We start from the raw sequence: 22,872 nt of genomic DNA on the forward strand, positions 1-22,872 counted from the left end.
AGGCCGGACTTACCGGAAAAAGGATTCGACTTCTAAGACGAAGCCGCCCGGTGTATGGAAGTAAAAGGTCAGCCGCCCATGGTTCTCGCTGGGAGGCGGGATGGTGTAGCCACCGTCCGTGAGTTGCTGGTAAATGGCGTGCACCTGCTCGGGCGTGTCCTGCAGAAAGCCGATGTGAAAGACCCTGGGGTACACCACGTCTTTGGCCTGGAACACCGAGATCAGCGAGTCGTTGTCGTCGCGCAGGAAGGCCATGCGCTCATCCATCGGCATGCCGTCACCCGCCGGACGCAGGCCAAAGTAGGTCTGGAACAGCTCCACGGTGGCGGGCACATCGGTCACGCCCAGGTTGATGTGGTTGAGTTTCAAATACCCTCCTCTCGCTTTCGGCCAACAACGTCAATTCGCTGCCCGGCGGGTCAATCATGCGGGATGTCCACACCGGGATCCCGTCTGTCAGTTCTCTAATTTCCCATACCTGTTGTTGTAGGTTTTGCCTTCAGCCTTCAACTGGATGGGTGACTTTCAGAGCGAACCAGAGGGCATCAGTACTGAGGCATCTGCTTTTCACAAGCCCACGCTAATAGCCAAGTTCAATGACTTTCATCAAGGTCAGATCGGTGGAAAGCTATCCGCCTTTCGGCCAGGAAACCCGCAGACTGCCTTTCAGATCCAGGTGGGTGCTGGGTTGCAGGAAACCTGCCTCAAATTCATCGACCGTCCTGACAAACAGGTGGATGCAGTCGAATTCACCCTCAAGGTGTTGGGCAACCTGAAGCGGTGGCAGGTTCATGGCCTCCAGGGCAGCGGCAGGCGCGTCGATGAAGAACGCGCGCGCCTGCCTTGATTCCCATCTTCACTGCCGTGGACTTTCTGGTCACGCTCAACACCGGAGGCAGAAATGAGGGCTCAGCCGACCGAGCCTTCCATTTCCAGCTCGATCAGACGGTTCAGTTCCACCGCGTATTCCAGAGGCAATTCCTTGGCAATCGGCTCGATAAAGCCGCGCACGATCAGGCCCGCTGCCTGGTCCTTGCTCAGGCCCCGGCTTTGCAGGTACATGATCTGATCGTCGTTGATCTTGGACACGGTGGCCTCATGGCCCACGCGGGCGGTCTTTTCCTCGATCTCGATGTAGGGGTAGGTGTCGGTGCGGGCTTCCTCGTCGAGCAGCAGGGCATCGCATTCCACGTTGGTCTTGGCGTACTTGGCCCCCTCGTAGATCTTGACCAGACCCCGGTAGCTGCTGCGGCCCGAGTCCTTGCTGATCGACTTGGAGACGATCGAACCGCTGGTGTGCGGCGCAAAGTGAACGATCTTGGCCCCGGCATCCTGGTGCTGTCCGCGTCCGGCCATGGCGATACTCAGCACCTCACCGCGTGCACCCTCTTCCAGGAGGTAGCAGGCGGGGTACTTCATGGTGACCTTGCTGCCCAGGTTGCCGTCCACCCATTCCATCACGCCGTTGCCGTACACGGCGGCGCGCTGGGTCACGAGGTTGTAGACGTTGTGGCTCCAGTTCTGGATGGTGCTGTAGCGGAAGCGTGCGCCTTCCTTGACCACGATCTCGATCACGCCGGAGTGGAACGAGTCCGAGGAGTACGACGGCGCGGTGCAGCCCTCGATGTAGTGGGCCTGCGCGCCCTCATCGATGATGATCAGCGTGCGCTCGAACTGGCCGCTGCTCTCGGCGTTGATGCGGAAGTACGTCTGCAGGGGGATGTCCACCTTGACGCCCTTGGGCACGTACACGAAGCTGCCGCCGCTCCAGACCGCGCTGTTGATGGCCGCAAACTTGTTGTCCTCAGGCGGCACGATGGTGGCGAAGTGCTCGCGGAACAGGTCCGGGTACTCTTTGAGGCCGTCCTCGATGCTCAGGAAGACCACGCCCAGCTTTTCCCACTCCTCCTTGAGGTTGTGGTACACCATCTCGGACTCGTACTGCGCGCCCACACCGGCCAGCGCGGCGCGTTCGGCCTCGGGGATGCCCAGACGCTCGAAGGTGTTCTTCACGTCTTCCGGCACGTCGTCCCAGGAGCGGGTGTTGAAGCCTTCGGGCTTGATGTAGTAGTAGATCTCGTCCAGATTCAGCCCGGACAGGTCCGCGCCCCACTCGGGCATGGGCTTGGAGTTGAAGATATCCAGCGCCTTGAGGCGGAAATCGAGCATCCACTGCGGCTCGTCCTTGGCCTTGGAGATCATCTCGACGACGTCGCGCCTCAGGCCCTTGGGGGCCTTGACGGCGTACTTCTCGGGGTTGCTCCAGCCGTACTCGTAGCTGGCGTTGATGTCATTGACTTCAGGGTTGATGGTCATTGGGACTCCTTGAGGAGGGTTGAGGGGGCTGAGGGGCAGGCGGGGTCAGAACTGAAACCCCTGGGCGCCGCTTCAGGCCGTCGCCAGTTCCTTGACCCAGTCGTAGCCCTGGCTGTCCAGCTTCTTGGCCAGTTCGGGGCCGCCGCTCTGCACAACCCTGCCGTCCACGATGATGTGGACCTTGTCGGGCACGATGTAGTCCAGCAGGCGCTGGTAGTGGGTGATGATCAATCCGCCGAGGTTCTCACCGCGCATGGAGTTGACGCCGTTGGCAACAACTTTCAGGGCGTCGACGTCCAGGCCCGAATCGGTCTCGTCCATGATGATGTAGGTGGGTTCCAGCATCAGCATCTGCAGAATCTCGTTGCGCTTCTTCTCGCCGCCGGAGAAGCCCGCGTTCAGGTAGCGCTCGACGATGCTCTCGTCCCAATCCAGGGTCTTGAGGGACGTCTGCAGCTTGCCGTAGAACTCGGTGAAGCTGACTTCCTCGCCCTCTTCCTTGCGGGCCTGCATGGCCAGACGCAAGAAGTTGGCGATGGTCACGCCCGGAATCTCGACGGGGTACTGGAAGGCCAGAAACAGGCCCATGCGGGCGCGCTCGTCGGGTTCCATCTCCAGGATGCTCACGCCGTCCACCAGAATGTCGCCCTCGGTGACGGTGTATTCGGGATCGCCCACCATGACCTTGGCCAGCGTGCTCTTGCCGTTGCCGTTCGGCCCCATGACGGCGTGCAGCTCGCCGCGCGGAATGGTCAGGTTGATGCCCCTGAGGATGGACAGATCGTCCACGGAAACGTGCAGATTGCGGATCTCGATCTGGTGTGGCTGGTCGGTCTGGGTCATACTGGTCTCCTTGTCCGGAACTTCTCTTGGGCGCAGGATGAGAGGCCCTGCTATTTGAGAATGATTCCTACTTACCTCGCCAGTTTAGCCTTTTGGCCGATTAAAGTCGAGTGCTTTGGTGTGGATTGACCGGCAGGCGGGGGCGCTGTCCCCCTCACCGAGACTGCGGGCAAAGCAGCGTTGGCGTATGCGGCCCGGCGAACCGCCCACACCAGACACGATGAGGCTCCGGCACCGCGTTTTCATGCTTGTCACGCGCGTGCGTGCTAACCGTGTGAGCAATGAATGTTCCCGATCTCCTGCGCGCCGCCGGTCCCCTGCTGTGGGTCCTCCTGGTCCTGTCCCTGTACGTCGTTTACCTGACTGTGGCGCGGGCCCAGGTGCTGGCCCGGCTGGGGCGCAACGCCGACGCCCTGATTGAGCGGGCGCGGGCCGTGACGGCGGAAAGCGGCCCGGCGGCGGCGCTGGCCGAGGTGGACCGCGCCGACCACCCCTCGCCCGCCGCCAACGTGCTGCGCGCCGGGCTGGGCCGCGCTGACCGGGGCGTGGACGCCGCCGGAGCCGCCATGCAGTCCGCGCTGCTGGCCGAGGACGCCCGGCTGTACGCGGGCCTGAGTGCGCTGGGCACTGCCGCGCAGATCGCGCCGCTGCTGGGGCTGCTGGGCACGGTGATCGGCATGGTGCGCTCGTTCCTGGTGTTCAGCAGCACCACGGCGCCCACGCCCGCGCAACTGGCGACGGGCATCAGCGAGGCGCTGGTCAACACCGCAGGGGGCCTGATCGTGGCAATCATCGCCTACGTGGCCCGTAACGCCCTCAAGGCCCGCGCCGACCGCATTGCCGTGGCCGCCGAGCGGGTGCGCGAGGACCTGCCCGGCTGGCTGGCCCGTCCCGAGGGCCGCCTGCGTCCCGAAGGGCAGCGCGTCATGGACCAGGGTTACCGTGATCGGGACGAGGCCTCCCGGGGGCAGGAGTACAACACCCAGCCCGCCACTACCCAGTCACGCAACGCACAGCCCAATCCGGCCCAGCCGCAGGGCGGCCCGGTTCCCGTGCTGGGCTTCGACTTCGACGAGGCCCGTCAGAGTGCCGAGAGCATCAGCAGTGGGCCAAACAATACCGGAATCTTCCGCACCACGACGCCCCCCAGAGCGGCCCCCAACCCAAGCGGTGACGGCGCAGGCAAGACCCGATGAACCGTGCCCCCACCCGCCGCCGGATGCGCGACAGCGGGGACGGCGTGACCTTCGACTTCGCGCCGATGGTGGACGTGGTGCTGCTGCTGCTGATCTTCTTCTTCCTGACCAGCAGCCTGGGCGCCCGCCAGAACGCGCTGCCGCTGGACCTGCCGCGGGCCAGCACCACCGTGCAGGAAACGCCCGCGCTGCCCATCGTGAGCGTGGACCGCGCCGGGAAGCTGTTCCTGAACGGCCAGGAAACCACCCTGACCAAACTGGGCGGGCAACTGAAGCCCCTGCTGGGGCCGTCGGATGGCGTGGTGGGCCTGCGCGCCGACGAGCGCGGCAGCTACGGCACGGTGGTGCGCGTCATGGACGTGATCAAGAAGGCAGGCGGCGAACGTCTGGCGCTGGGCACGAGGCCCAGCCAGTGAGATGACCACTTCCCCGCCCCCACGGACCCGGTCGGGATTTTCCACCGAGGGTCTCGAACGTTACCGGGCGCTGGCGGCCACCATCGGGCTGCACGCAGTTCTGTACTCGGGTCTGCTGATGCTGCGCCCCGGCACACCGGAGACATTCCAGACCACGCCTGATCCGCTGCGGACCCCGCTGGAAGTCGTGACGCTGGCCCCGCCGCCGGAGCCCGTGCCCGTGCAGGCCACCGCGCCGCTGACGCCGACACCTGCTGCGCCCAGGCCGGTACCTCCCAAACCCATCACGGCCAAACCGGTCACGCCGCCCCGACCGACGCCGACACCCACCAGACCGGCCCCTACCCCGGAGCCAGCACCGACGCCCGCACCGGCACCTGTGCCTCAGCCCAGACCGCCGGAGCCTGCCCCGACCCCCGCCGCACCGCCCACCCCGCAGCCCTCGCCGCCTGCGGCCCAGGTCATGGCTCCCTCGCCTGCCCCAGCGCCCAGGCCGGCCGAGACGCCGGCCGAAACGCCCCGTCCGGCGCAGCCTGCCGCAGCCCCGGCCCCCACGCCCAGCCCCGCGCCTCAGCCGGTCCCCGCCGACCGGACCCCGGTCACCCAGCCGGCACCCGCCGCGCCTGCCCCGGCCCGCACGGCGGCAACGGTACCCGAGGCCCCGTCGCCGCAGCCCACGCCCGAGATTGCCCCGGAGCGCGTCGCCACGCCGCAGGTGGGCAGCGTGGAGCCCCAGCCCCGTGCAGCCGCGCCCAGTACACCCGCTGAGCCGGTGCGGGCCGCCCCCGCCGCGCCTGCCCCCCAGCCGGAGGCCGTAACCGCCCTGCCCCGCCGCGAGGACGCCGCGCCTGCCGCGCCTGAGCGGAGTGCGCCTGTGGCCAGCGCCCCGTCCAGAGAGCAGGCCGACACGCCCGACACCTCAGCAGCAGCGCGGCCCAGTACCCCGGCCCCGGCTGCCCAGACGCCTGCGGAGACTGCGCCTGCCGCCCCCGGCCGCAGCGACAGCACCGAGCCGGCCGCCGCCATTCCGGCCCGGCCGCAGACCAGCAGTCCCCCCCAGGCCAGCGCTCCCGCCGCTCCGGTCACGGCGCGTGACACCACGGTTCCCGTGGCCCCACGCGCCGAGGCGGGCCGGGCCGGGGCCGCCACAGACACGCCCGGCACCAGCACGTCGGCCCCGGTTGCCGCGCGCCCCAGTCGAACGCCCATTCCCCCTGCCCCCGCCGCACAGGCAGACGCGGGCCGGGCCGCTCCGGCCACCCCCGTTCCCAGCAGCGCCCCCGTGGCCGCCGCTCCTGCCCGCACTCCGGCTCCGGCAACCGGCAGCGGCGCAGCCGGGGGCAGCGAGGGTGCCCCGGCCAGCCCACGTCCCGCCGACAATGCTGGAAGTGGAACCGGCACCACCCCCACGCCCGGCAACCCCACCGAGGCACCCTCGCGGGGAACGGCGGGCAGCGGTGGGGGCACACCCGCTGCCCCGACCGCCCCACGCGAGTCGGCTGGCGGCACGGGCAGCGGAACCGGGGGCAGCCCCGACGCCGGCACGCCCGTGGGCGGACGCGGTGACGGCGCAGGCCAACCCGGCTCCGGTCAGGCGGGGACCGGGCAGGGCGGTGCCGGCACGGCCCCGGCGGCCTCACGCGCAGGCGCAGCTGGCGGCGCAACCGGCGGCGGCGGGGCAGGCGAAGACGGCGGCGTCAACGCACGCGCCGGCGGTGGGGGCGGCGCAACCGGCGGCAGCGAGGACCGGCTGCTGAACTGCACCGTGGTGGTGGACGTGCGCGGATTTGCAACCTTCCAGCGCGCCCAGTCGAGCTTCGTGTTCGAGCAGGGCGGCGGCCAGCTGTGGCCCGACGCCACCCTGATTCAGGGCGTCAGCAGCCAGCTGGTGCAGGAAGGCAGCCTGCAGACCTACATCACCGGCGAGGGCCAGATCGGCAGCTTCAAGAATGTCACCCGCGTCAAGGCGCAGGCCGTTCGCGCCACCAAGTTCGCCCCCACCAGCAACTACATCACCGACGCTGTGCTGTCTCCGGCCGCCTCGGCGCAGTTCCGCTCGGCGGGCAAGGCGTGCCGGGTGGTGTATCTCAAGGATTGAAGACTGGTAACCGCACGCGCGCCACTCTGCATGGGCCGATTATTGTCCCGGAGCCCGGATCAGTTCCCCGTCAACCACAAGTCCCTAAATGGAGTGCAGTATGCGTAAATCCACCCCCCTGATCGCCCTGTTGACCCTCGTGCCCCTGCTGTCCGGCCCGGCGCTGGCCTGGGTGCCTCAGCTGGAGGAAACCGTCGCCAAGAACGTTATTGACGGCGCATACGGCCGCCGCGCCCCGGTGCCGACCTACCTGACGGTGGACCTGAACGTCAAGGAGGGTCAGTTCGTCGCCGGGCCAGACACGGTCAGGGCCTTCTCCGGAGGGCAGACCTGCGTGGCTGGCTGGCTGGCGGCCCCCACAGATTTCTCGGCTGGTAGCCGTCCCACTACGCTGACCGTGAGCGGACAGGCCGATCAGCTGTTCTTCGCCGCTCAGGACGCCCGCGATAGTTTCAAAAATCTCACTGCCAAAGATGCGCTCGCTGCCTTCGCAGCTGGCTTCCTGCCCAGTTCTGACAATAGTTTTGGCACTGTTTATGTGTCAAAAACGGAAGTCACGCAGAGTGGCACCACCACCACCGCCACGACGACGGTTACAACCGAACCAAAGGTTGCATCCCAGACACCTTCCCTTGCCAACGGAGAACTGCGGATCGACGTGGGCGTGCGCGGCCTGCCCACCGAGTTGGCCCGCAACGCTTATCTGGTGAGACTGAAGGGCAAGGACGGCGCTCTGGTGGCGCCGGTACGTTCTACCTACGTCAATGACTTCAAGAAGGACGGCGATACGTGGAGCGGCACCCTGGTCTACTACTTCGCGCCCCTCAAGGCCGGCCTGGGCGCGGGCGACCGTGTGGAACTGCTGATCAAGTCTGAGGCCGATACCGACTGCGCCTACAGCGTCGCAGTGGACCTGGGCAAGTTTCAATAACACCCAAAAGACCTCAAGCCCATGTCGCCTCCGTCCACCCCAGGGCGGAGGTTTTTCTATGGTGGCCCCACCCTCCCGGCCTCCCCAGGCGTACCAGCCTCTACACTCACGGGCGTGCCAACCTTTCCCCTTCTGGCCGTGGACATCGGCAACACCAGCACCGTGCTGGGTCTTGCGGACGAGACCCAAAGTCTGACCCACACCTGGCGCGTACGGACCAACCGGGACGCGCTGCCGGACGATCTGGCATTGCAACTGCACGGGCTGTTCTCGGTGGCCGGGGCGCAGATGCCGCGCTCGGCGATTCTCAGCAGCGTGGCCCCGCCGGTGGGCGAGAACTACGCGCTGGCGCTGCGGCGGCATTACGGCGTGGAGGCCTTCAGCGTCTCGGCCATGAATCTGCCCGACGTGACGGTGGAACTGGACACGCCCGACGCCGTGGGCGCCGACCGGCTGTGCAACCTGTTCGGGGCCGAGCAGTACCTGGACCGCCACGAGTACGCCGTGGTGGTGGATTTCGGCACCAGCACCAACTTCGACGTGATCGGGCGCGGGCGGCGCTTTGTGGGGGGCATCCTGGCGACGGGCGCGCAGATCAGCGCTGACGCCTTGTTCTCCCGCGCCGCCAAGCTGCCACGCATCACCCTGGAGGCCCCGGCCAGCGCCATTGGCAAGAATACCGTCCACGCGCTGCAATCCGGGCTGGTCTACGGCTACGCCGAGATGGTGGACGGCCTGCTGCGCCGGATTCGCGCCGAGTTGCCCGGCCCCGCCGTCGCCGTCGCTACCGGCGGCTTCGCCCGCACCGTGGAGACCATCTGCCAGGAGATCGACTACTACGACGAAACGCTGACCCTGCGCGGGCTGGTGGAGATGTGGGCCAGCCGCTGACCGACGTTTGTTCCGGCCCACCCGCTACCCTGTGCCCATGACCCATATTCCGGACCGCATCATCAGCCTGCTGCCCAGCGCCACCGACCTGCTGTTTGACCTGGGACTGGGGGAGCGGCTGGCCGGGGTCAGCCACTCGTGCGACCATCCCGGGGCGGCGGGGCGGCCGGTCCTGACACGCTCGGTTGTCGATGCATCTGCCCCCCAGGCCGAGATTGACCGCGCTGTGAGCGAGGCGGTGCGGGCGGGCCAAGCCCTGTACAGCGTGGACGGCGAACTGCTGGACGCCATCGCTCCGGATCTGGTGGTCACGCAGGGCGTGTGTGAGGTCTGCGCGGTCACGCCGGGCACCATCGAGGCGGCGGTGCGCTATCTGCCCGGCTGCCTGCCCGCCGCCCACGTGCTGAGCCTGGAAGGCCGCAGCATGGCCGGGATTCTGGATGACCTGCGTGCACTGGCGAAAGCGGCTGGTGTGACGGAGGTTGGCGAGGAACTGGCCGAAGCCTCTCAGGCCCGCTGGGACGCCGTTCAGACCGTGCAGACCGCGCCGCGCGTGCTGACGCTGGAGTGGGTGGATCCCCCTTTCTACGGCGGCCACTGGGTTCCCGAACAGGTTGAGAAGGCGGGCGGCGTGAATGTGCTGGGTGCGGCGGGAACCGACAGCGGACGCACGGGCTGGGAGGACATCGCCGCCCTGGACCCCGACGTGATCGTGGTGATGTGCTGCGGCTACGGCCTCCAGCAGAACGCGGAGTTTGCCCACGGGTTGCTGGCGAGGACCAACTTGCGGGCGGTGCGCGACGGCCAGGTGTGGGCCGTGGACGCCAATGCCCATTTCTCCCGCCCCGCGCTGGGCGTCTTTCGCGGCGCGGAGGTGCTGGCCGAGCTGCTGCGCGGGCGCGAATGCGCGGAGGAAAGCCTGCAGCTTCAGGCTGCCCCCGCAGCCCACACCCAGGCATGAACAAGCAGAAGTGAGAGAGGGGGAGGCGACCGTAAGGTCAACCTCCCCCTCTCCTCAGCTGAAGCAGCGTGGGACTACACCCCAATCGCCAGCAACACCTTATGAATGGCCCAGCTCAGCGCGATGCAGGTGGGAATGGTAAAGACCCACGCACTGACGATCTTGCCGGCCACCTGCCACTTGACCTTCCGGAAGCCCTTGGTGGTGCCCACACCCATGATCGCGGTGCTGATGGTGTGGGTGGTGCTGACCGGAATGCCCAGGCGGCTGGCCGTCTCGATGATCAGCGCCGCACTCGTCTCGGCCACAAAGCCGTCGACAGGCTTGAGGTCCACCACCTTGAAGCCCATGGTCTTGATGATGCGCCAGCCGCCCACGGCTGTGCCCAGGCCCATGGCCGCCGCCGCCGACAGAATGACCCAGAGCGGCACGATATCGATCTGCGTGCCGAAGTACGCGCTGAGGGCGAAGGTGATGATGCCCATGGTTTTCTGTGCGTCGTTGCCACCGTGCGAGAAGGCCATAAAGGCGGCGCTCAGAATCTGAGCCCAGCGGAAGGTGCGCGTGACCGTGCGCGGCTTCATCCATTTCAGAACCAGCCATGCCAGCAGGAACATCAGCAGAATCGGAATGATGAACCCCAGGGCTGGGCTGGTCAACAGTCCAGTCAGCGTTTTTCGCACGCCCTTGGGAATGATGATGCCCCAGCCCCCGGCAGCCACGCCCGCACCCACCAGACTGAAGATCAGCGCGTGGCTGGAACTGCTGGGCAGCCCCTTCCACCACGTGAACAGGTTCCAGCCGATGGCGCTGATCAGGGCCGCGCCGACCAGTTCCAGCGTGGCGAACTCCTGCGGCACGATGTCGGCACTGACGGTTTTGGCGACGGCCGTTCCGGTCAGGGCGCCCACCACGTTCATGATGGCGGACATGGAAATGGCCTGGGCAGGCGTCAGGACCCGCGTGGCCACGGAAGTGGCAATGGCGTTGGCCGTGTCGTGAAAACCGTTGATGAAGTCGAAGATCAGCGCCAGCGTGACGATGACGAACAGGCCGATAAGTGCAGGTTCCATGGGCGTGCCTCTAAGCGTTCTTCAGGAGAATGCTCTCCACCGTCTTGGCCACGCGCTGGGCCTGGTCCGAGGCGTTCTCGATCAGGGCGACGATCTCGCCGCTGCGCATCGCCACAATCATGCCCGGCACGTCGCTCACCCCGTCGTACAGGGTGCGCTGCACTTCGTCGCTGATGGTGTCCCCGTCATCTTCCAGCTTGCGGATCTGCTGGGCGATGTTCGCGAGTTCCTTCAAGCGGCCGGTGTCCTCGATCAGTGGCATGCCCTGGGCCAGCAGTTTACACTGGGCTTCCACGACACGGGCGAGTTGGGCCATCTGCGGCAGCGGCCGCTCGATGCGGTACAGGCTGAGCTTGCGCGCCGCGTCCTCCATGTCGTCCACGAGATCGTCGAGTTCATCGTTCAGGGCAATGATGTCCTCGCGGTCAAACGGCACGATGAAGGACTCGGCCAGCAGGTTGGTCACCTCCAGCGACAGCCGATCCCCGACGTGTTCTAGGTCGCGCACGCGCTGAACCTTGGCCTCCACGTCGGTGTAGTTTTCCAGCAGGTCCACCAACGCCTGGGCGGTGGCGTGGGCGTTGCGGGCGGCCTCGGCGAAGCGGGCGCTGAACTTGGGGTTGCTGGGCATGAATTTAGATAGAACCATAACAATCCTCCGTATTGTCCTCCGTTATGTCATGGATTTGTCAGGCGTGCGGGACAGCGGGCACCGCAGAGGCCGCCGCGTCGCCTGCCACATCCGCCTGCGGGCCACAAGTGAACGCCCGGCAACGGTCCAGACGCCCGCGCCGCCGTAGCCTGAGGCATGAAAGCCACCTGGAACGGAGCAGTCATCGCGCAATCGGACGACACGGTGGTCGTGGAGGGCAACCACTACTTCCCGGCAGACAGCGTGAAGGCCGAGTACCTGCGCCCCAGCGCCACGCACTCGGTCTGCCCGTGGAAAGGCACCGCCAGCTACCACACGCTGGAGGTGGGCGGCCAGCGCAACCCCGACGCGGCGTGGTACTACCCCCAACCCAAGGACGCGGCCCAGCAGATCCGGGACCGCGTGGCCTTCTGGAAGGGTGTGGACGTCACGGCGAACTGATCTGTCCGCTGATCTGCCTGCGGAAACTCAGTTGCCCAGGTCGATGGTCACCGGCTGGGTGCGCGGCACCGTGACCTCCAGGGTGGCCGGCTGGTAACCCTGGGCCAGCACCTTGAGCTGATAGGTACCCTGCACCGGAAAACTGATCTTGCCGGGAATCACGCCCAGGGCCTGATCGGCCTTCAGGTTCGCGCCGCTGGGGGCCGACACCACGCTGAGGCGGGCCGTGACGCCCGCCGCGCCGCGCAGGGTAAAGACCACGTCGCTACTCACGCTTGCCGCAGTTCCGGCGGGTGTCGGCGTACTGGCCTCGGGACGCAGCGCCCACAGCAGACCCGCCCCCAGCAGGGCTGCCACCGCCAGCACGATGGGAATCAGCAGCAGTCTGGACGGACTCTGGCCCGCTTTCGGGGCGGCCCGGACTACCCGCCAGGAGTCGTCCTCGTCCCAGCCGATCCGGATGGGGGCAAGGTTGCGGGCCGCGGGGCGGGGCGAGGCCGAATCGCCCCCGGGCAGACGCTGAACCGCCGCGTCCGTCTGGCGCGCCGCTGGTCGACGCAACGACGCAGGCAACCGCTCGACCTCACGCGCCCGCAGCCCAGATGGGGAAGCGTTCGTGGCCGCCTCGCCGCCCTCCCCTTCCAGGTCAAAGCCCATCTGGAAAGGTTCGGGGACCGGGACACCCAGCGCGCTCAGTTCGGCGGCCCTGGCCATCTCGCGCTCTTCCTCTTCCCGCTGCGCCTTGAGCCGGGCGGCCTTGCGCACGGCGGCGGCCTGGCTGTCCAGCAGGGCCTGTTCGCGGCGCTCGTCGTTCTGGCGCTTGCGGCGCTCCTGCGGCGTCTCGGGCTGGCCCGCCGGGGCATTGGAAAAGGGAGAGACGGCAGCGGACGGTGGTCCCGTGTCGGTCCCGGCCGTTTCGGTCCGGGGGGCCCCGGAGGATTCCCCGGTGGACGGTGACCCGGCGGCGGGTGATGGCTGTACGTCTGGCGCGGCTGTGCCGTGGGGCTGGGTGGCCGCAGCCTCCCGTACCGCCGGGGACACACTGCCGGCCGGACCTGCGCCCGAAGCCCCCGCCGGGAGCGGGCGGACGCGGGCACCCTCCACGGGCGGGGCGGGCTGGTCCGGCGGCGGCATGGCTCCGGCTTCCCGGCCCACCGCGCCGCCGAGCAGGGCCAGCGCTGCGTGCGCGCTGAGGGTGCCGGGTCGGTCCCGCAGGGGGCGCAGAACCTCGGGCAACGCCCCCAGCGCCTGCAGGGTCACGGCCAGATCGCTCAGGTCCGCCTGGGGTGTGGCGTCCTTGCGCCAGGGCAGACCCGCCCCGGCCAGCGCGACCCCGCCGTCATGGTTCCACAACTGCGTCCCGCTGACGCCGCCGTGCGCCAGCCCCTCCTGATGCAGGGCGCTCAGGGCCGCCAGAGCGCCGCGCGCACTCAGCAGCGGGTCACTGGCCGGGTGGGCCTGCAGCGGCAGTTCGGTGACCAGATACGTCACCTCACCGTCAACGCCGCTGTCCACCACCGGCAACAGGTGCGGCGAGAACGGCAGCTCGGGCAGACTCTGGGCGTGGGGCAGCAGGTGCAGCAGCACGGGAATGCCGGTCAGCCGGTCCGTGGCCCGCAGCGTCTGCACGGAACTGTCGGCCGCCGCCACACCAGTCGCCGGGGGGGGCAGGGCCTGAACTGCCACGTAGGGACCAATGGGCTTCACGCGGCCCAGTATAAACGGCTGCCCACCGGGCGCGGAGCGTAACCAGCGCGGGGAGGGCCGCGCCGCGCCCCCGGACCCGCAGCTTCGCGGCAATGCCGCCGCTTCCCGGTCCCACTGTGAGCGCGTGGCTTGCCCCCCGCCCGCCTTTAAGGTCTACTGACCCCTATGCATGACGCCGTGATGGCCGCCCTCAGCACAGTCAACGACCCGGAGTTGCACCGCGATCTGGTGTCGCTGGGCATGATCGAGCGCGCCGAGGTGGTGGGCGGTGTGGCCCAGATCAAGGTCAACCTGACCACCCCCGCGTGCCCGCTGAAAGGCCAGATCGAGCGCGAGGTGCGCGAGGCGGTGCTGACCGTGCCAGGAGTCAGCGACGTGGCCGTGACCTTTGGCGCAACGGTGCGGGTGGCCGCGCAGCCCGCGCTGCCGGGGGTCAAGCACGTCCTGCTGGTGGGCAGCGGCAAGGGCGGCGTGGGCAAGAGCAGCGTGGCGGTTAATCTCGCGGCCTCGCTGGCGGCGGACGGCGCGCGGGTGGGCCTGCTGGACGCCGACGTGTACGGCCCCAGCGTGGCGCACATGATGGGCCAGGGGGCGGCCCGCGTGACCGCCAACGACGAGCGCAAGATGCAGCCCCTCGTGGCGCACGGGCTGAAATTCATCAGCATGGCCAACCTCTCGCCCGCCGGGCAGGCGCTGGTGTGGCGCGGGCCGATGCTGCATTCGGCGGTCCAGCAATTCATCAAGGACGCGGCCTGGGGCGAACTCGACTACCTGATCGTGGACCTGCCGCCCGGCACCGGGGACGTGCAGCTGTCACTGACGCAGACCGTGCAGGTCACGGGGGCCGTGATCGTGACCACCCCGCAGGACGTGGCCCTGATCGACGCGGCGCGGGCCATCGACATGTTCCGCAAGGCCAGCGTGCCGGTGCTGGGCGTGGTGGAAAACATGAGTTACTTCGTGGCGCCGGACACCGGCAACGTCTACGACCTGTTCGGGCGCGGGGGCAGCCGCAAGCTGGGCGAGCAGTACCCGCTGCTGGGAGAGGTGCCCATCGACATGGACGTGCGCCAGGACGCCGACGCCGGGGTACCCGTCGTGCTGGCACACCCGGAGACCCCCGCCGCGCAGGCCCTGATCGCGGTGGCCCGCAGGCTGGCCGGACAGGTCAGCGTCCTCACGGTGAACAAGGAACTGGCGCAGTCGCTGGCGGAACTCCCGGACCAGTTGACCGTCGTATGAACGCCGCGTCCGCCCGCGTCCCGGTTCAGGGCCCGCCGCCCGCCGCCCCGGAGCGCACCAAGGTGCGGCTGCTGGAACTGGTCCGGCGTCATGGCCCGCAGACCGCGCAGGATCTGGCCACCCGGCTGGAGGTCAGCGTGCCGGCCGCGCGCCGTCACCTGGGCGACCTGCAGGAGCAGGGGCTGCTGCAGTCGCGCACCGAGCGGCCCGGCGGACGTGGACGCCCCCAGCACGTTTTCAGCCTGACCGAACAGGGCGAGGCGGCCTTTCCGCGCACCTACTCCGGGCTGTGCGTGGACGTGATGCGGCACGTCGAGAACCTGTTCGGCGAGGGCGCGGTCCTGAAGGTCCTCGACGCCCGCAATGTCGAGATCGCGCAGCGCATGCGGACCGAGTTGCCGGACGATCTGCCGCTGCCCGACCGCGTCCAGCGCCTCACAGTGCTGCTGACCGAGATGGGCTTTGACCCCGTGGTGGAACAGGACGGCCCGGACCTTGTGCTGACCCAGCGCAACTGCCCCAACCTGACCGTGGCCCGGCAGTACGCCCAGCTGTGCGGCGCCGAGCTGAACCTGTACGCCGAGCTGCTGGGCGCGTCGGTGGTCCGCGAGACCCGCATCGTGTGTGGGCAGGGCGCGTGCCGTTACCGCATCGTCGGCTGAGCGTTTCCGGACCAGGGGCGCCGCGACCCCTGCCAAGCTGACCGGAACATGAGACGCTACAGTAGGCCGAGGACTGCCCTGACATGACCCATCTGCCGCCCGTTCCCGAACCTCCCAGACCGCTGTTCAGTCTGGTGGCGTGGCCCCCGCAGGCCCTGGACACCTGGATGCGCCGGGCACAGGCCACGCTGAATGTCAGCGGCTTTGGCCTGCCGCACCTGAACCTGCGTGCCCCTTTTCAGACCACGCTGGACACAGGCGCACTGGTGGCGGCCTTCCGTGAAGGGCTGCGCGGCGAACCGGCGCTGGAGGTGCGGGTCCGGGGCTGGAAACGCCTGAGCGGCGTGATCTTTCTGGAATTCGAGCTGGACCCGGCGCTGGCCGCCCTGCATGCACGGGTGCTGGAGATCGGGCCGTCGAGCCGCGCGCCCTATGACGGCGCCGAGTACCGCCCGCACCTGACGCTGGCGCTGGGCATCCTCCCGTGGGCCGAGGACCTGCTGTGGGGGCAGGTACAGGCCCTGACGCCCCCGCTGGATCACTTCACCGTGCAGGCCCTGAGCCTGACCCGCGAGGAGCGGGGCGAGGTACAGGAACTCCACACCTTTCCGCTGGTGCTGCCCCCGGACGAGGACGCGCCCAGGCAGGAGACCGGGGCTGCGCCGAGCTAGCGCATTTTTCAGCCGCGTCGTCCACTGTCGACTAGATCAAGGGTGACTGGATGAAGTCAGTGAATCTCACTGGACCCAGGTCCGTAAGGGTCATGCCGTGCCTTGCACCGGTTCGCGCGCTCTGCTAACCTGTACAGGCCCGCGAGAACGCCTCGCGCTTCGGCGGGTGCTGGACCGTTCCACCCTGGCAAGGGTTCTTAGCTCAGTTGGTAGAGCATCGGTCTCCAAAACCGAGGGTCGTAGGTTCAAGTCCTGCAGGGCCCGCCAGACAAAACCCCGCATGGTGCGGGGTTTTTTGTTGTGCCGGGTCCATCGTGCCTGCCGCGATGCTGACCCCATCACGTGGGCAGCCGCAACGTCGCCGTGAAGCCCTGGCCCGGCGCGCTGGTCAGCGTCAGTGTGCCGCCGTGCAGTTCGGCGACGCGGCGGGCCAGCGCCAGCCCCAGACCGTGGCCCTCTCCGCTGCGGCTGGCATCCGGGCGGTAGAACGCCTCCCCCAGCCGGGCCAGCACGTCACCGTCCACACCGGGGCCGTCGTCGTGAACGGCCACGGTCACCCAGCGGTCTGCGGCTTGCAGCGTGACGGTCACGGTGGCGCCGGGGGCGTGACGCACGGCATTCATGGTGAGGTTCCACACCGCCTGTCCCAGCAGCACCCGGTCCCCCAGCACCGTGGGGGACTGCCGGGCCACCAGGTCCACGTCCGCCTCCGGGGCCAGTTCGCGGGCGCGGTCCACAGCGTCGGCAGCCAGTTCGCGCAGCGGCACCGGCGCGTGGGCCACCTGCGAGGCGTCGCGGGCCAGCAACAGCAGGTGGTTGGTCAGCCTGGACAGCCGTGTGAGGTCAGTACCGATCTCCTGCAGGTCCGCGCGGTAGCGCGCGGGGTCACGGTCACGGGCCAGGCTGCCCTCCACGCGGGCGGTCAGGGCGGCCAGCGGGGAGCGCAGATCGTGCGCGGCGGCCCGCATAAAGGCCTGCTCGCGGTCACGGGCGTCGGCCAGCCGGGCAAAGGTGCCCTGCAGGGTCAGCGCCAGCCGCGACAGTTCGTCATCCCTGCCTGCGCCGGGCAGGGGGCGGCGCAACTCGGCCCCCTCGCCCACCTCCCGCGCCGCGTTTTCCAGCGTCCGCACTGGCCGCAGCAGCCGCCCCGCCACCCACCAGCCCACCCCCAGCGCCAGCAGCAGCGCCAGCGGCAGCAACCACGTCAGCGCCCGCGTGAACGCTTTCCGCGACTCGTCCAGCGCCCGCGCGTCCGAGATCACCGTCAGGTGCAGGTTGCTGCCGCGCAGGGCCCGCACGGTCAGCAGCTGATCGCCGCGCACCCCCACGCCCTCCTCCAAGTTCAGCGGCACCCCTGCCGGAAAGCGGGTGGTGTGAATTTCCGAGTCCTCGCCACCCTGCTTTCCCTCGATGCGGACCTCGAAGGCCCGGTTCTCATCCCGCGTGCCGGCCAGTTCTTCCAGGTCAGCCTGCCGGATCGCCACCCCAAACGGCCAGTTGCGGTCCTGCGCCCGCTGCAGGGCTGCTTCCAGCCGCACCGCGATCACCGCGCTGGTGGTCAGCAGCCGCTCTACCTGAGCCTGCCGCAGAAAACTGTTGACCGCAAAGAACAGCCCCGTCGCCACCAGCAGCACCGCCACCCCCGTGGCCAGCGCCGAGACCAGTGCCAGCCGCAGCCGCAGGGTCAGCCGCATCGGGGGCGCGGCAGGTGGGGCGCAGAACCCCAGAAAGCTGGGCCAGAACGCGGGCCGGGCCGGCTGACCCTGCCCCCCACCCGGTGCCTGCGGCCCCTCACCGTTCCACCCGGTAGCCGCGCCCACGCTCGCTGGTGATCACCTCGGGGGCCAGCTTGCGGCGCACGTAGCGGACATAGACGTCCACGATGCGGGCCTCGCCGCCAAATTCCGGCCCCCACACCCGGTCCAGCAGTTCCTCACGGGTAAACCAGCGTTCGGGGGTCAGGGCCAGGGCCTCCAGCAGCGAGTATTCACGGCCCGTAACCGCCACCTCCGCACCGTCCCAGGTCACCGTGCGGGCCACCGTGTCCAGCGTGCCGCGCCCCCCCGCAAACGACACCTGCGGGGCGGCCTGCCCCCGTTCGCGCCTGGACAGGGCGCGCAGGGTGGCCAGCAATTCCGGCACCGCAAACGGCTTGACCAGGTAGGCGTCCCCGCCCAGGTCCAGCCCCTGCACCCGGTCGCCCACATCGCCGCGCGCGGTCAGGAACAGAATGGCTGCCTCGACGCCGCTGCCGCGCAGTTCCCGCGCGATTTCAAAGCCGTCCAGGCCGGGCAACATCACGTCCAGCACAATCAGCGGAAAGTCGCCCAGCAGCGCAGTCTCCAGCCCCTCGGGGCCGGTCTGCGCCCAGGTCACGGCGTAGCCTGCCTCGCGCAGCGCGTCCACCGTCGGCTCGGCAATGCGCGGATCGTCCTCTACCAGCAGTAAGCGCATATGGAGGCCAGTCTACGGGGAGGGGTTAAGTGGAGGTTAGGCGGGCAGGACAAGGCCCTCAACCTGACGGTAGGCCACTGGAAGAAAAGAGAGGCTGTGAGCCTCAGCGGCTGGGCAGTCCTTCCGCTCAGCCACCCTTATTACGGCTCCGAGATTGCCATCTCGTGCAGGGCCTGACGGTCAAGGGAACTAGGGCCATCAGTTTGGCGGGGGTTGCCAGTGTGCGGAAGTAGATTTGCGGCGGTCCCTGCTGGTCTCTCCAGCCCGTTCCGCGCTATCCGCCTAAACCCTGCCACAGCGCCCAGACCAGCAGGCCAGCGCCAAGAATCAGGCCAACACCCAGCGCGGGCAGCAGCCACGGCAACCGGCGTTGCAGCTCCGCGCTGCGGGCACGGGCGCTCAGCAGCACCGGGGCGGGCAGGGCACGGGCCGCCAGCGCCAGAATTGCGGGCACCACCAGCAGATCGTCGCCCAACCCCAGCACGGGAACCGCGTCGGGAATCAGGTCGATGGGACTCAGGGCGTAGGCCAGCGCCAGCACCGCCCCCAGCCGCGCCGTCAGGGGGGTGCGGGCGTCCCATACCGCGAACAGCAGGGCCAGCGCGTCGCGCCAGATGGGCTTGAGACGGCTGATCACGCTCCTGTATACGCGGCGGGGCGAAATGAAGTTCCGCCCTCTGGCCGAACGCGGCCCTCCTTTGCTATGATGTGTCTTCGCAGCGGCTTCAAAGCAGGCCGCGCCGGAGGACAGAGAAAGCGCGGCTCAGCAATGAGTCCAGGTGTACCGCGAGGACACCTCCACAGACACGGGAACATGCACACCACACTTTTATTGCCCCCATCGCCGGGGCGTGTGACCTGTGCCACCCCGCTGTCTGGAAGAGCCCTTCTCTTTGCCGGCAACGGGGCGTTCCCGTTTGTGCTAAAGTTCCAAGTTGGTGTGCGGCGCCCTGCCCAGAGGCAGACGCAGCAGCAGAAAAGGCCACGTCCGGCAGCGTTCCAGAGGCGGCGGCAGCACAAGGAAGGTAGACGATGTTTGCAATTATTCAGACCGGCGGCAAGCAGTACCGCGTGCAGGAAGGCGACGTGATCCGCGTGGAAAGTCTGGCGGGCGAGGCCGGCGACACGCTGGACCTGACCCCCATCTTTGTGGGCGGCGACAAGGCCCTGTTCGGCGACGCCGTGAGCAGCTACGTGGTGAACGCTGAAGTGGTCGAGCACGGCCGCGGCCCCAAGATCTACATCCGCAAGTACAAGAGCGGCGTGCAGTACCGCCGCCGCACCGGCCACCGCCAGGATTTCACCGCGATTAAGATCACCGGGATCAAGGGTTAAGGGGAGGTAGAGCGACATGGCACATAAGAAAGGCGTAGGTTCGTCCAAGAACGGACGCGACAGCCAGCCCAAGTACCTGGGCGTCAAGAAGTTCGGCGGCGAAGTCGTTAAGGCCGGCAACATCCTGGTTCGCCAGCGCGGCACCAAGTTCAAGGCCGGCCCCGGCGTGGGCATGGGCCGCGACCACACCCTGTTTGCGCTGGAGCACGGCCGCGTCGTGTTCACCAACCGGGGGGGCACCGGCCGCTTCATCAGCATTGAGACCGTGGCCGCCGCGCCCACCGAAATCGCCGCCGACTGAACATGGTCTGCAGTGAGGAGCCGGTGGCCTGCGGGCTTCCGGCTCTTTTCCGTCTGCGACACTGCGACTGCTGACAATCAAGCGTGGCGTCCGCAGACTCGCCCGATGTAGCAGGCGTCAAGCGCATTCCACCTGCCGGCCCGTCTTCCCCTGACGCCCCTTGCGGGTGTATACTTCTTCGGTTGCCCGCTACGCACCGAGACGTGGCGGCGGAGGCACGAACATGAAAAAAGACATCCACCCCAAAGCGGTTCCCACCAAGATTATTTTTCAGGGCAAGGTCATCATGGAGACCATGAGCACCCGCCCCGAGATCCACGTTGATGTCTGGAGCGGCGTTCACCCCTTCTGGACCGGTGAGGAACGTTTCCTGGACACCGAAGGCCGCGTGGACAAGTTCAACAAGCGCTTCGGCGACAGCTACCGCACCAAGAAGAAGTAAGCCCACGGTTTCTGAACGTGCCCTGCCCCTGTGGTGGGGCGCTTTTTTTTGCCGTGTCATCCAGATCGCGCCATCCGTATTTTTCGCTACTCCTTTCAGTCGGGTTGAGGTCGGCACTTCAACCGCACTCGTGATCAGCTGGGCCGGATCAGCCGCAGTCCGCCGTGGTTTGGCATACTCCCTGGGTGCTGAGATCCCCCTTCCACGGCGGCCACCTTGAAGTGATCGTCGGCCCCATGTTCAGCGGCAAGAGCGAGGAGCTGATTCGCCGCGTGACCCGTTCGCTGATTGCGAGGCAGAACGTGCTGGTGTTTAAACCCGCGCTGGATGACCGCTACCATGCATCCGCCGTCGCCAGCCATGCCGGACGCAGCGTGCAGGCGCTGGCGGTGCGCGGCGTGGCTGACATCCGCGCCCACCTGTCCGGCGAGGACCGCCTGCTGGGCGAGCAACGCCCACCCCTGCCCGATGTGGTGGGCATCGACGAGGTCCAGTTTTTTGGGACGGAGGTGGTGGACCTGGCCCTGGCGCTGGCCGACGCGGGCGTGCGGGTCATCCTGGCGGGGCTGGACCTGGATTTCCGCGCCGAGCCGTTCGGCCCCATGCCGCAGCTGCTGGCCCGCGCCGAGAGCGTGGAGAAGCTGACGGCCATCTGCACGGTCTGCGGCGCCCCGGCCACCCGCTCCCAGCGCCTGATCGGCGGGCAGCCCGCGCGTTACGACGACCCGGTGGTGCTGGTGGGCGCGCAGGAAAGCTACGAGGCCCGCTGCCGGGTGCATCACGAGGTGCTGGGGCTGCCCACGCCACCGGCTCAGGACCCGGCCGAGGGCCAGACGACAGACGTTTAACGGCGCGGCCGGAGGTCTCCTCACCGCCGTTCAAGGCGAACGTCTGTTCGACGCGTCGGCTTCAACGCCACCCAATGAAATGCAGCACGCAAACGGGGAGACACACAGATCGGCATCTCCCCGTTTGCGTGTCTGCCGCTGGTCAGAAGGTGTAGCCCTTCGGCACCACCACCACGCCGCTCTCGGTGACGGTAAACCCACGCGCGCGGTCCTCCTCCACGTCCAGACCAATCTTGGTGCCTGGCGGAATCACCACGTCCTTGTCCACGATGGCCCGGCGCAGGTGCGAGTGCCTGCCGACCTCCACCTCGTCGAACAGCACGCAGCTCTCGACCACCGAGTAGGAGTGGGTGTGAATGCCACGTCCCAGCACGCTGTCGCGCACGGTGCCGCCGCTGATGATGGTGCCCCCCGCCATGATCGAGTTGAACGCCTGCCCCTTGCGGCCCTCGCTCTCGTGGACGAACTTGGCGGGCGGCGAGAACTCGCTGCTGGTCCGCAGCGGCCACTCGGCGTTGTACAGCCCGAATTCGGGGTTGATGCTGACCAGATCCATGTTGGCCTCGAAATAGGCGTCCAGGGTCCCCACGTCGCGCCAGTACAGGTTGGGGCCGGTCTGGCCGGGAATCGGGTTCTTGTGGAAGTCATAGGCCATCACGGTATAGCCGTCGGACAGCGCACGCGGAATCACGTCGCCGCCGAAGTCGAAGCCTTCCTCACCGTCGCCCATGCTGGTAACCAGCAGTTCTTCCAGGGCGCGGCGCGAGAAGATGTAGTTGCCCATGCTGGTCAGGCTGGTGCCGGGCTGCCCCGGAATGCTGGGGGGGTCCTTGGGCTTTTCCAGAAAGTCCGTGACCTTCCACTGCTCGTCCACATGCATGATGCCGAACTGGTGGGCCTGTTCCTGCGGCATGGGGTAGGCGGCGATGGTGATGTCGGCGCGGGTGTCGATGTGGGTCTGGATCATGTGCTCAACGTTCATCTTGTAGATGTGATCGCCCGAGAAGATCGCCACGTAGTCGGCCTTGTTGTTGTCCAGCAGGTGCAGGTTCTGATACACCGCGTCCGCCGTGCCGCGGTACCACACCGGTCCCAGTTCCTCGATGCGGTACATCTGCGCCGGCACCAGCGTGATGAAGTAGTCGCTGAGGAAGGTGCCGAAGCGCCAGCCGCGCTGGATGTGCTCGGTCAGGCTCTGGGCCTTGTACTGGGTCAGCACGTAGATGCCGAACAACCCCGAGTTGATGAAGTTGTTGATGGCGAAGTCAATGATGCGGTACTTGCTGCCGAAGGGCACGGCGGGCTTGGAGCGCTTCTGCGTCAGCGGGGCCAGTCGCGAACCCTGCCCCCCGGCCAGAATCATGCCTAGTACACGTGGTTTCATGTCTTACC

General features: G+C 67.8%; 24 protein-coding genes, 1 tRNA gene and 1 pseudogene. 16 read left to right on the forward strand and 10 right to left on the reverse strand.

Going from position 1 to position 22,872, the window contains the following annotated elements:
• Nucleotides 1–9: 9 nt before the first annotated feature.
• Nucleotides 10–369: a VOC family protein gene (locus IEY31_RS00965; RefSeq protein ID WP_188968103.1), complete on the reverse strand. Its 360-nt coding sequence runs from the start codon at nt 367–369 to the stop codon at nt 10–12.
• A gap of 145 nt (nt 370–514) precedes the next feature.
• Between IEY31_RS00965 and IEY31_RS00970 the strand changes: the two genes are divergently transcribed.
• Nucleotides 515–847 (forward strand): hypothetical protein, encoded by a 333-nt coding sequence (locus IEY31_RS00970; RefSeq protein ID WP_188968104.1) that lies wholly within the window; start codon nt 515–517, stop codon nt 845–847.
• A 62-nt stretch (nt 848–909) separates the two neighbouring features.
• Here IEY31_RS00970 and sufB read toward each other — a convergent pair whose 3' ends face one another.
• Nucleotides 910–2,316: a Fe-S cluster assembly protein SufB gene (gene sufB / locus IEY31_RS00975; RefSeq protein WP_188968105.1), complete on the reverse strand. Its 1,407-nt coding sequence runs from the start codon at nt 2,314–2,316 to the stop codon at nt 910–912.
• A 72-nt stretch (nt 2,317–2,388) separates the two neighbouring features.
• A complete protein-coding gene (sufC, locus tag IEY31_RS00980) occupies nt 2,389–3,159 on the reverse strand; it encodes a Fe-S cluster assembly ATPase SufC (RefSeq protein WP_188968106.1) in 771 nt (256 codons plus the stop codon).
• Between the two features lie 281 nt (nt 3,160–3,440).
• On the opposite strand from sufC, the pseudogene IEY31_RS00985 reads away from it, so the two are divergent.
• From IEY31_RS00985 to IEY31_RS01010, 6 genes and pseudogenes are all read left to right on the forward strand, one after another.
• Nucleotides 3,441–4,052 (forward strand): annotated as a pseudogene (locus IEY31_RS00985) (MotA/TolQ/ExbB proton channel family protein); the annotation flags it as partial.
• Nucleotides 4,053–4,351: 299 nt separating this feature from the next.
• Nucleotides 4,352–4,771: an ExbD/TolR family protein gene (locus IEY31_RS00990; RefSeq protein WP_229723233.1), complete on the forward strand. Its 420-nt coding sequence runs from the start codon at nt 4,352–4,354 to the stop codon at nt 4,769–4,771.
• Between the two features lies 1 nt (nt 4,772).
• Entirely contained in the window at nt 4,773–6,869 is a 2,097-nt protein-coding gene (locus IEY31_RS18875; protein ID WP_188968107.1) for a hypothetical protein, read from the forward strand.
• A 100-nt stretch (nt 6,870–6,969) separates the two neighbouring features.
• Nucleotides 6,970–7,800, forward strand: coding sequence for a hypothetical protein (locus IEY31_RS01000; protein ID WP_188968108.1), 831 nt, complete (start codon nt 6,970–6,972; stop codon nt 7,798–7,800).
• Between the two features lie 114 nt (nt 7,801–7,914).
• Nucleotides 7,915–8,691, forward strand: coding sequence for a type III pantothenate kinase (locus IEY31_RS01005; RefSeq protein WP_229723234.1), 777 nt, complete (start codon nt 7,915–7,917; stop codon nt 8,689–8,691).
• 37 nt (nt 8,692–8,728) lie between these two features.
• Entirely contained in the window at nt 8,729–9,652 is a 924-nt protein-coding gene (locus IEY31_RS01010) for a cobalamin-binding protein (protein WP_188968112.1), read from the forward strand.
• A 74-nt stretch (nt 9,653–9,726) separates the two neighbouring features.
• Here IEY31_RS01010 and IEY31_RS01015 read toward each other — a convergent pair whose 3' ends face one another.
• Together IEY31_RS01015 and IEY31_RS01020 are read right to left on the reverse strand one after the other, a co-directional pair.
• On the reverse strand, nt 9,727–10,725 hold the full coding sequence (locus tag IEY31_RS01015; protein ID WP_188968114.1) for an inorganic phosphate transporter: 999 nt from the start codon (nt 10,723–10,725) through the stop codon (nt 9,727–9,729).
• Nucleotides 10,726–10,735: 10 nt separating this feature from the next.
• Nucleotides 10,736–11,374, reverse strand: a complete 639-nt coding sequence (locus tag IEY31_RS01020) for a DUF47 domain-containing protein (RefSeq protein ID WP_188968116.1) — start codon at nt 11,372–11,374, stop codon at nt 10,736–10,738.
• Nucleotides 11,375–11,533: 159 nt separating this feature from the next.
• Between IEY31_RS01020 and IEY31_RS01025 the strand changes: the two genes are divergently transcribed.
• Nucleotides 11,534–11,818 carry a DUF427 domain-containing protein gene (locus tag IEY31_RS01025; protein ID WP_188968118.1) on the forward strand — a complete coding sequence of 95 codons (285 nt, stop codon included), beginning with the start codon at nt 11,534–11,536 and terminating at the stop codon, nt 11,816–11,818.
• Nucleotides 11,819–11,845: 27 nt separating this feature from the next.
• Here IEY31_RS01025 and IEY31_RS01030 read toward each other — a convergent pair whose 3' ends face one another.
• Entirely contained in the window at nt 11,846–13,525 is a 1,680-nt protein-coding gene (locus IEY31_RS01030) for a PEGA domain-containing protein (RefSeq protein ID WP_188968120.1), read from the reverse strand.
• Between the two features lie 165 nt (nt 13,526–13,690).
• Here IEY31_RS01030 and IEY31_RS01035 point away from each other — a divergent pair, with 165 nt between their 5' ends.
• The 4 genes from IEY31_RS01035 (at nt 13,691) to IEY31_RS01050 (ending at nt 16,367) form a co-directional block, all read left to right on the forward strand.
• Nucleotides 13,691–14,767 (forward strand): Mrp/NBP35 family ATP-binding protein, encoded by a 1,077-nt coding sequence (locus IEY31_RS01035; protein WP_188968122.1) that lies wholly within the window; start codon nt 13,691–13,693, stop codon nt 14,765–14,767.
• Nucleotides 14,764–15,429, forward strand: coding sequence for a helix-turn-helix transcriptional regulator (locus IEY31_RS01040; protein WP_188968124.1), 666 nt, complete (start codon nt 14,764–14,766; stop codon nt 15,427–15,429). Before IEY31_RS01035 ends, IEY31_RS01040 begins: the two co-directional genes overlap by 4 nt.
• Before the next feature lie 83 nt (nt 15,430–15,512).
• Nucleotides 15,513–16,100, forward strand: coding sequence for a 2'-5' RNA ligase family protein (locus tag IEY31_RS01045; RefSeq protein ID WP_188968126.1), 588 nt, complete (start codon nt 15,513–15,515; stop codon nt 16,098–16,100).
• Between the two features lie 191 nt (nt 16,101–16,291).
• A tRNA-Trp gene (locus IEY31_RS01050) sits at nt 16,292–16,367 on the forward strand.
• 71 nt (nt 16,368–16,438) lie between these two features.
• Here the strand turns inward: IEY31_RS01050 and IEY31_RS01055 are convergent.
• From IEY31_RS01055 to IEY31_RS01065, 3 genes are all read right to left on the reverse strand, one after another.
• Complete coding sequence (locus IEY31_RS01055) at nt 16,439–17,794, reverse strand: sensor histidine kinase (protein WP_188968779.1); 1,356 nt, start codon at nt 17,792–17,794, stop codon at nt 16,439–16,441.
• A gap of 97 nt (nt 17,795–17,891) precedes the next feature.
• Nucleotides 17,892–18,554 (reverse strand): response regulator transcription factor, encoded by a 663-nt coding sequence (locus IEY31_RS01060; RefSeq protein WP_188968128.1) that lies wholly within the window; start codon nt 18,552–18,554, stop codon nt 17,892–17,894.
• 274 nt (nt 18,555–18,828) lie between these two features.
• Nucleotides 18,829–19,191 carry a YkvA family protein gene (locus IEY31_RS01065; RefSeq protein WP_188968130.1) on the reverse strand — a complete coding sequence of 121 codons (363 nt, stop codon included), beginning with the start codon at nt 19,189–19,191 and terminating at the stop codon, nt 18,829–18,831.
• A 395-nt stretch (nt 19,192–19,586) separates the two neighbouring features.
• Here IEY31_RS01065 and rplU point away from each other — a divergent pair, with 395 nt between their 5' ends.
• The 4 genes from rplU (at nt 19,587) to IEY31_RS01085 (ending at nt 21,480) form a co-directional block, all read left to right on the forward strand.
• The gene (gene rplU, locus IEY31_RS01070; RefSeq protein WP_188968132.1) at nt 19,587–19,889 is read left to right on the forward strand and encodes a 50S ribosomal protein L21; all 303 of its coding nucleotides are present in this window, start codon (nt 19,587–19,589) and stop codon (nt 19,887–19,889) included.
• Nucleotides 19,890–19,905: 16 nt separating this feature from the next.
• A complete protein-coding gene (gene rpmA / locus IEY31_RS01075) occupies nt 19,906–20,190 on the forward strand; it encodes a 50S ribosomal protein L27 (protein ID WP_188968134.1) in 285 nt (94 codons plus the stop codon).
• Between the two features lie 223 nt (nt 20,191–20,413).
• Nucleotides 20,414–20,632, forward strand: coding sequence for a 50S ribosomal protein L31 (gene rpmE, locus IEY31_RS01080; RefSeq protein ID WP_151847630.1), 219 nt, complete (start codon nt 20,414–20,416; stop codon nt 20,630–20,632).
• A gap of 185 nt (nt 20,633–20,817) precedes the next feature.
• Nucleotides 20,818–21,480 carry a thymidine kinase gene (locus IEY31_RS01085; RefSeq protein ID WP_188968155.1) on the forward strand — a complete coding sequence of 221 codons (663 nt, stop codon included), beginning with the start codon at nt 20,818–20,820 and terminating at the stop codon, nt 21,478–21,480.
• A gap of 142 nt (nt 21,481–21,622) precedes the next feature.
• Here the strand turns inward: IEY31_RS01085 and glgC are convergent, their stop codons facing one another.
• Nucleotides 21,623–22,864, reverse strand: a complete 1,242-nt coding sequence (gene glgC, locus IEY31_RS01090) for a glucose-1-phosphate adenylyltransferase (protein ID WP_188968157.1) — start codon at nt 22,862–22,864, stop codon at nt 21,623–21,625.
• Between the last annotated feature and the right edge of the window lie 8 nt (nt 22,865–22,872).

The organism is Deinococcus aerolatus, from assembly GCF_014647055.1.
GTDB classification, from domain to species: domain Bacteria; phylum Deinococcota; class Deinococci; order Deinococcales; family Deinococcaceae; genus Deinococcus; species Deinococcus aerolatus.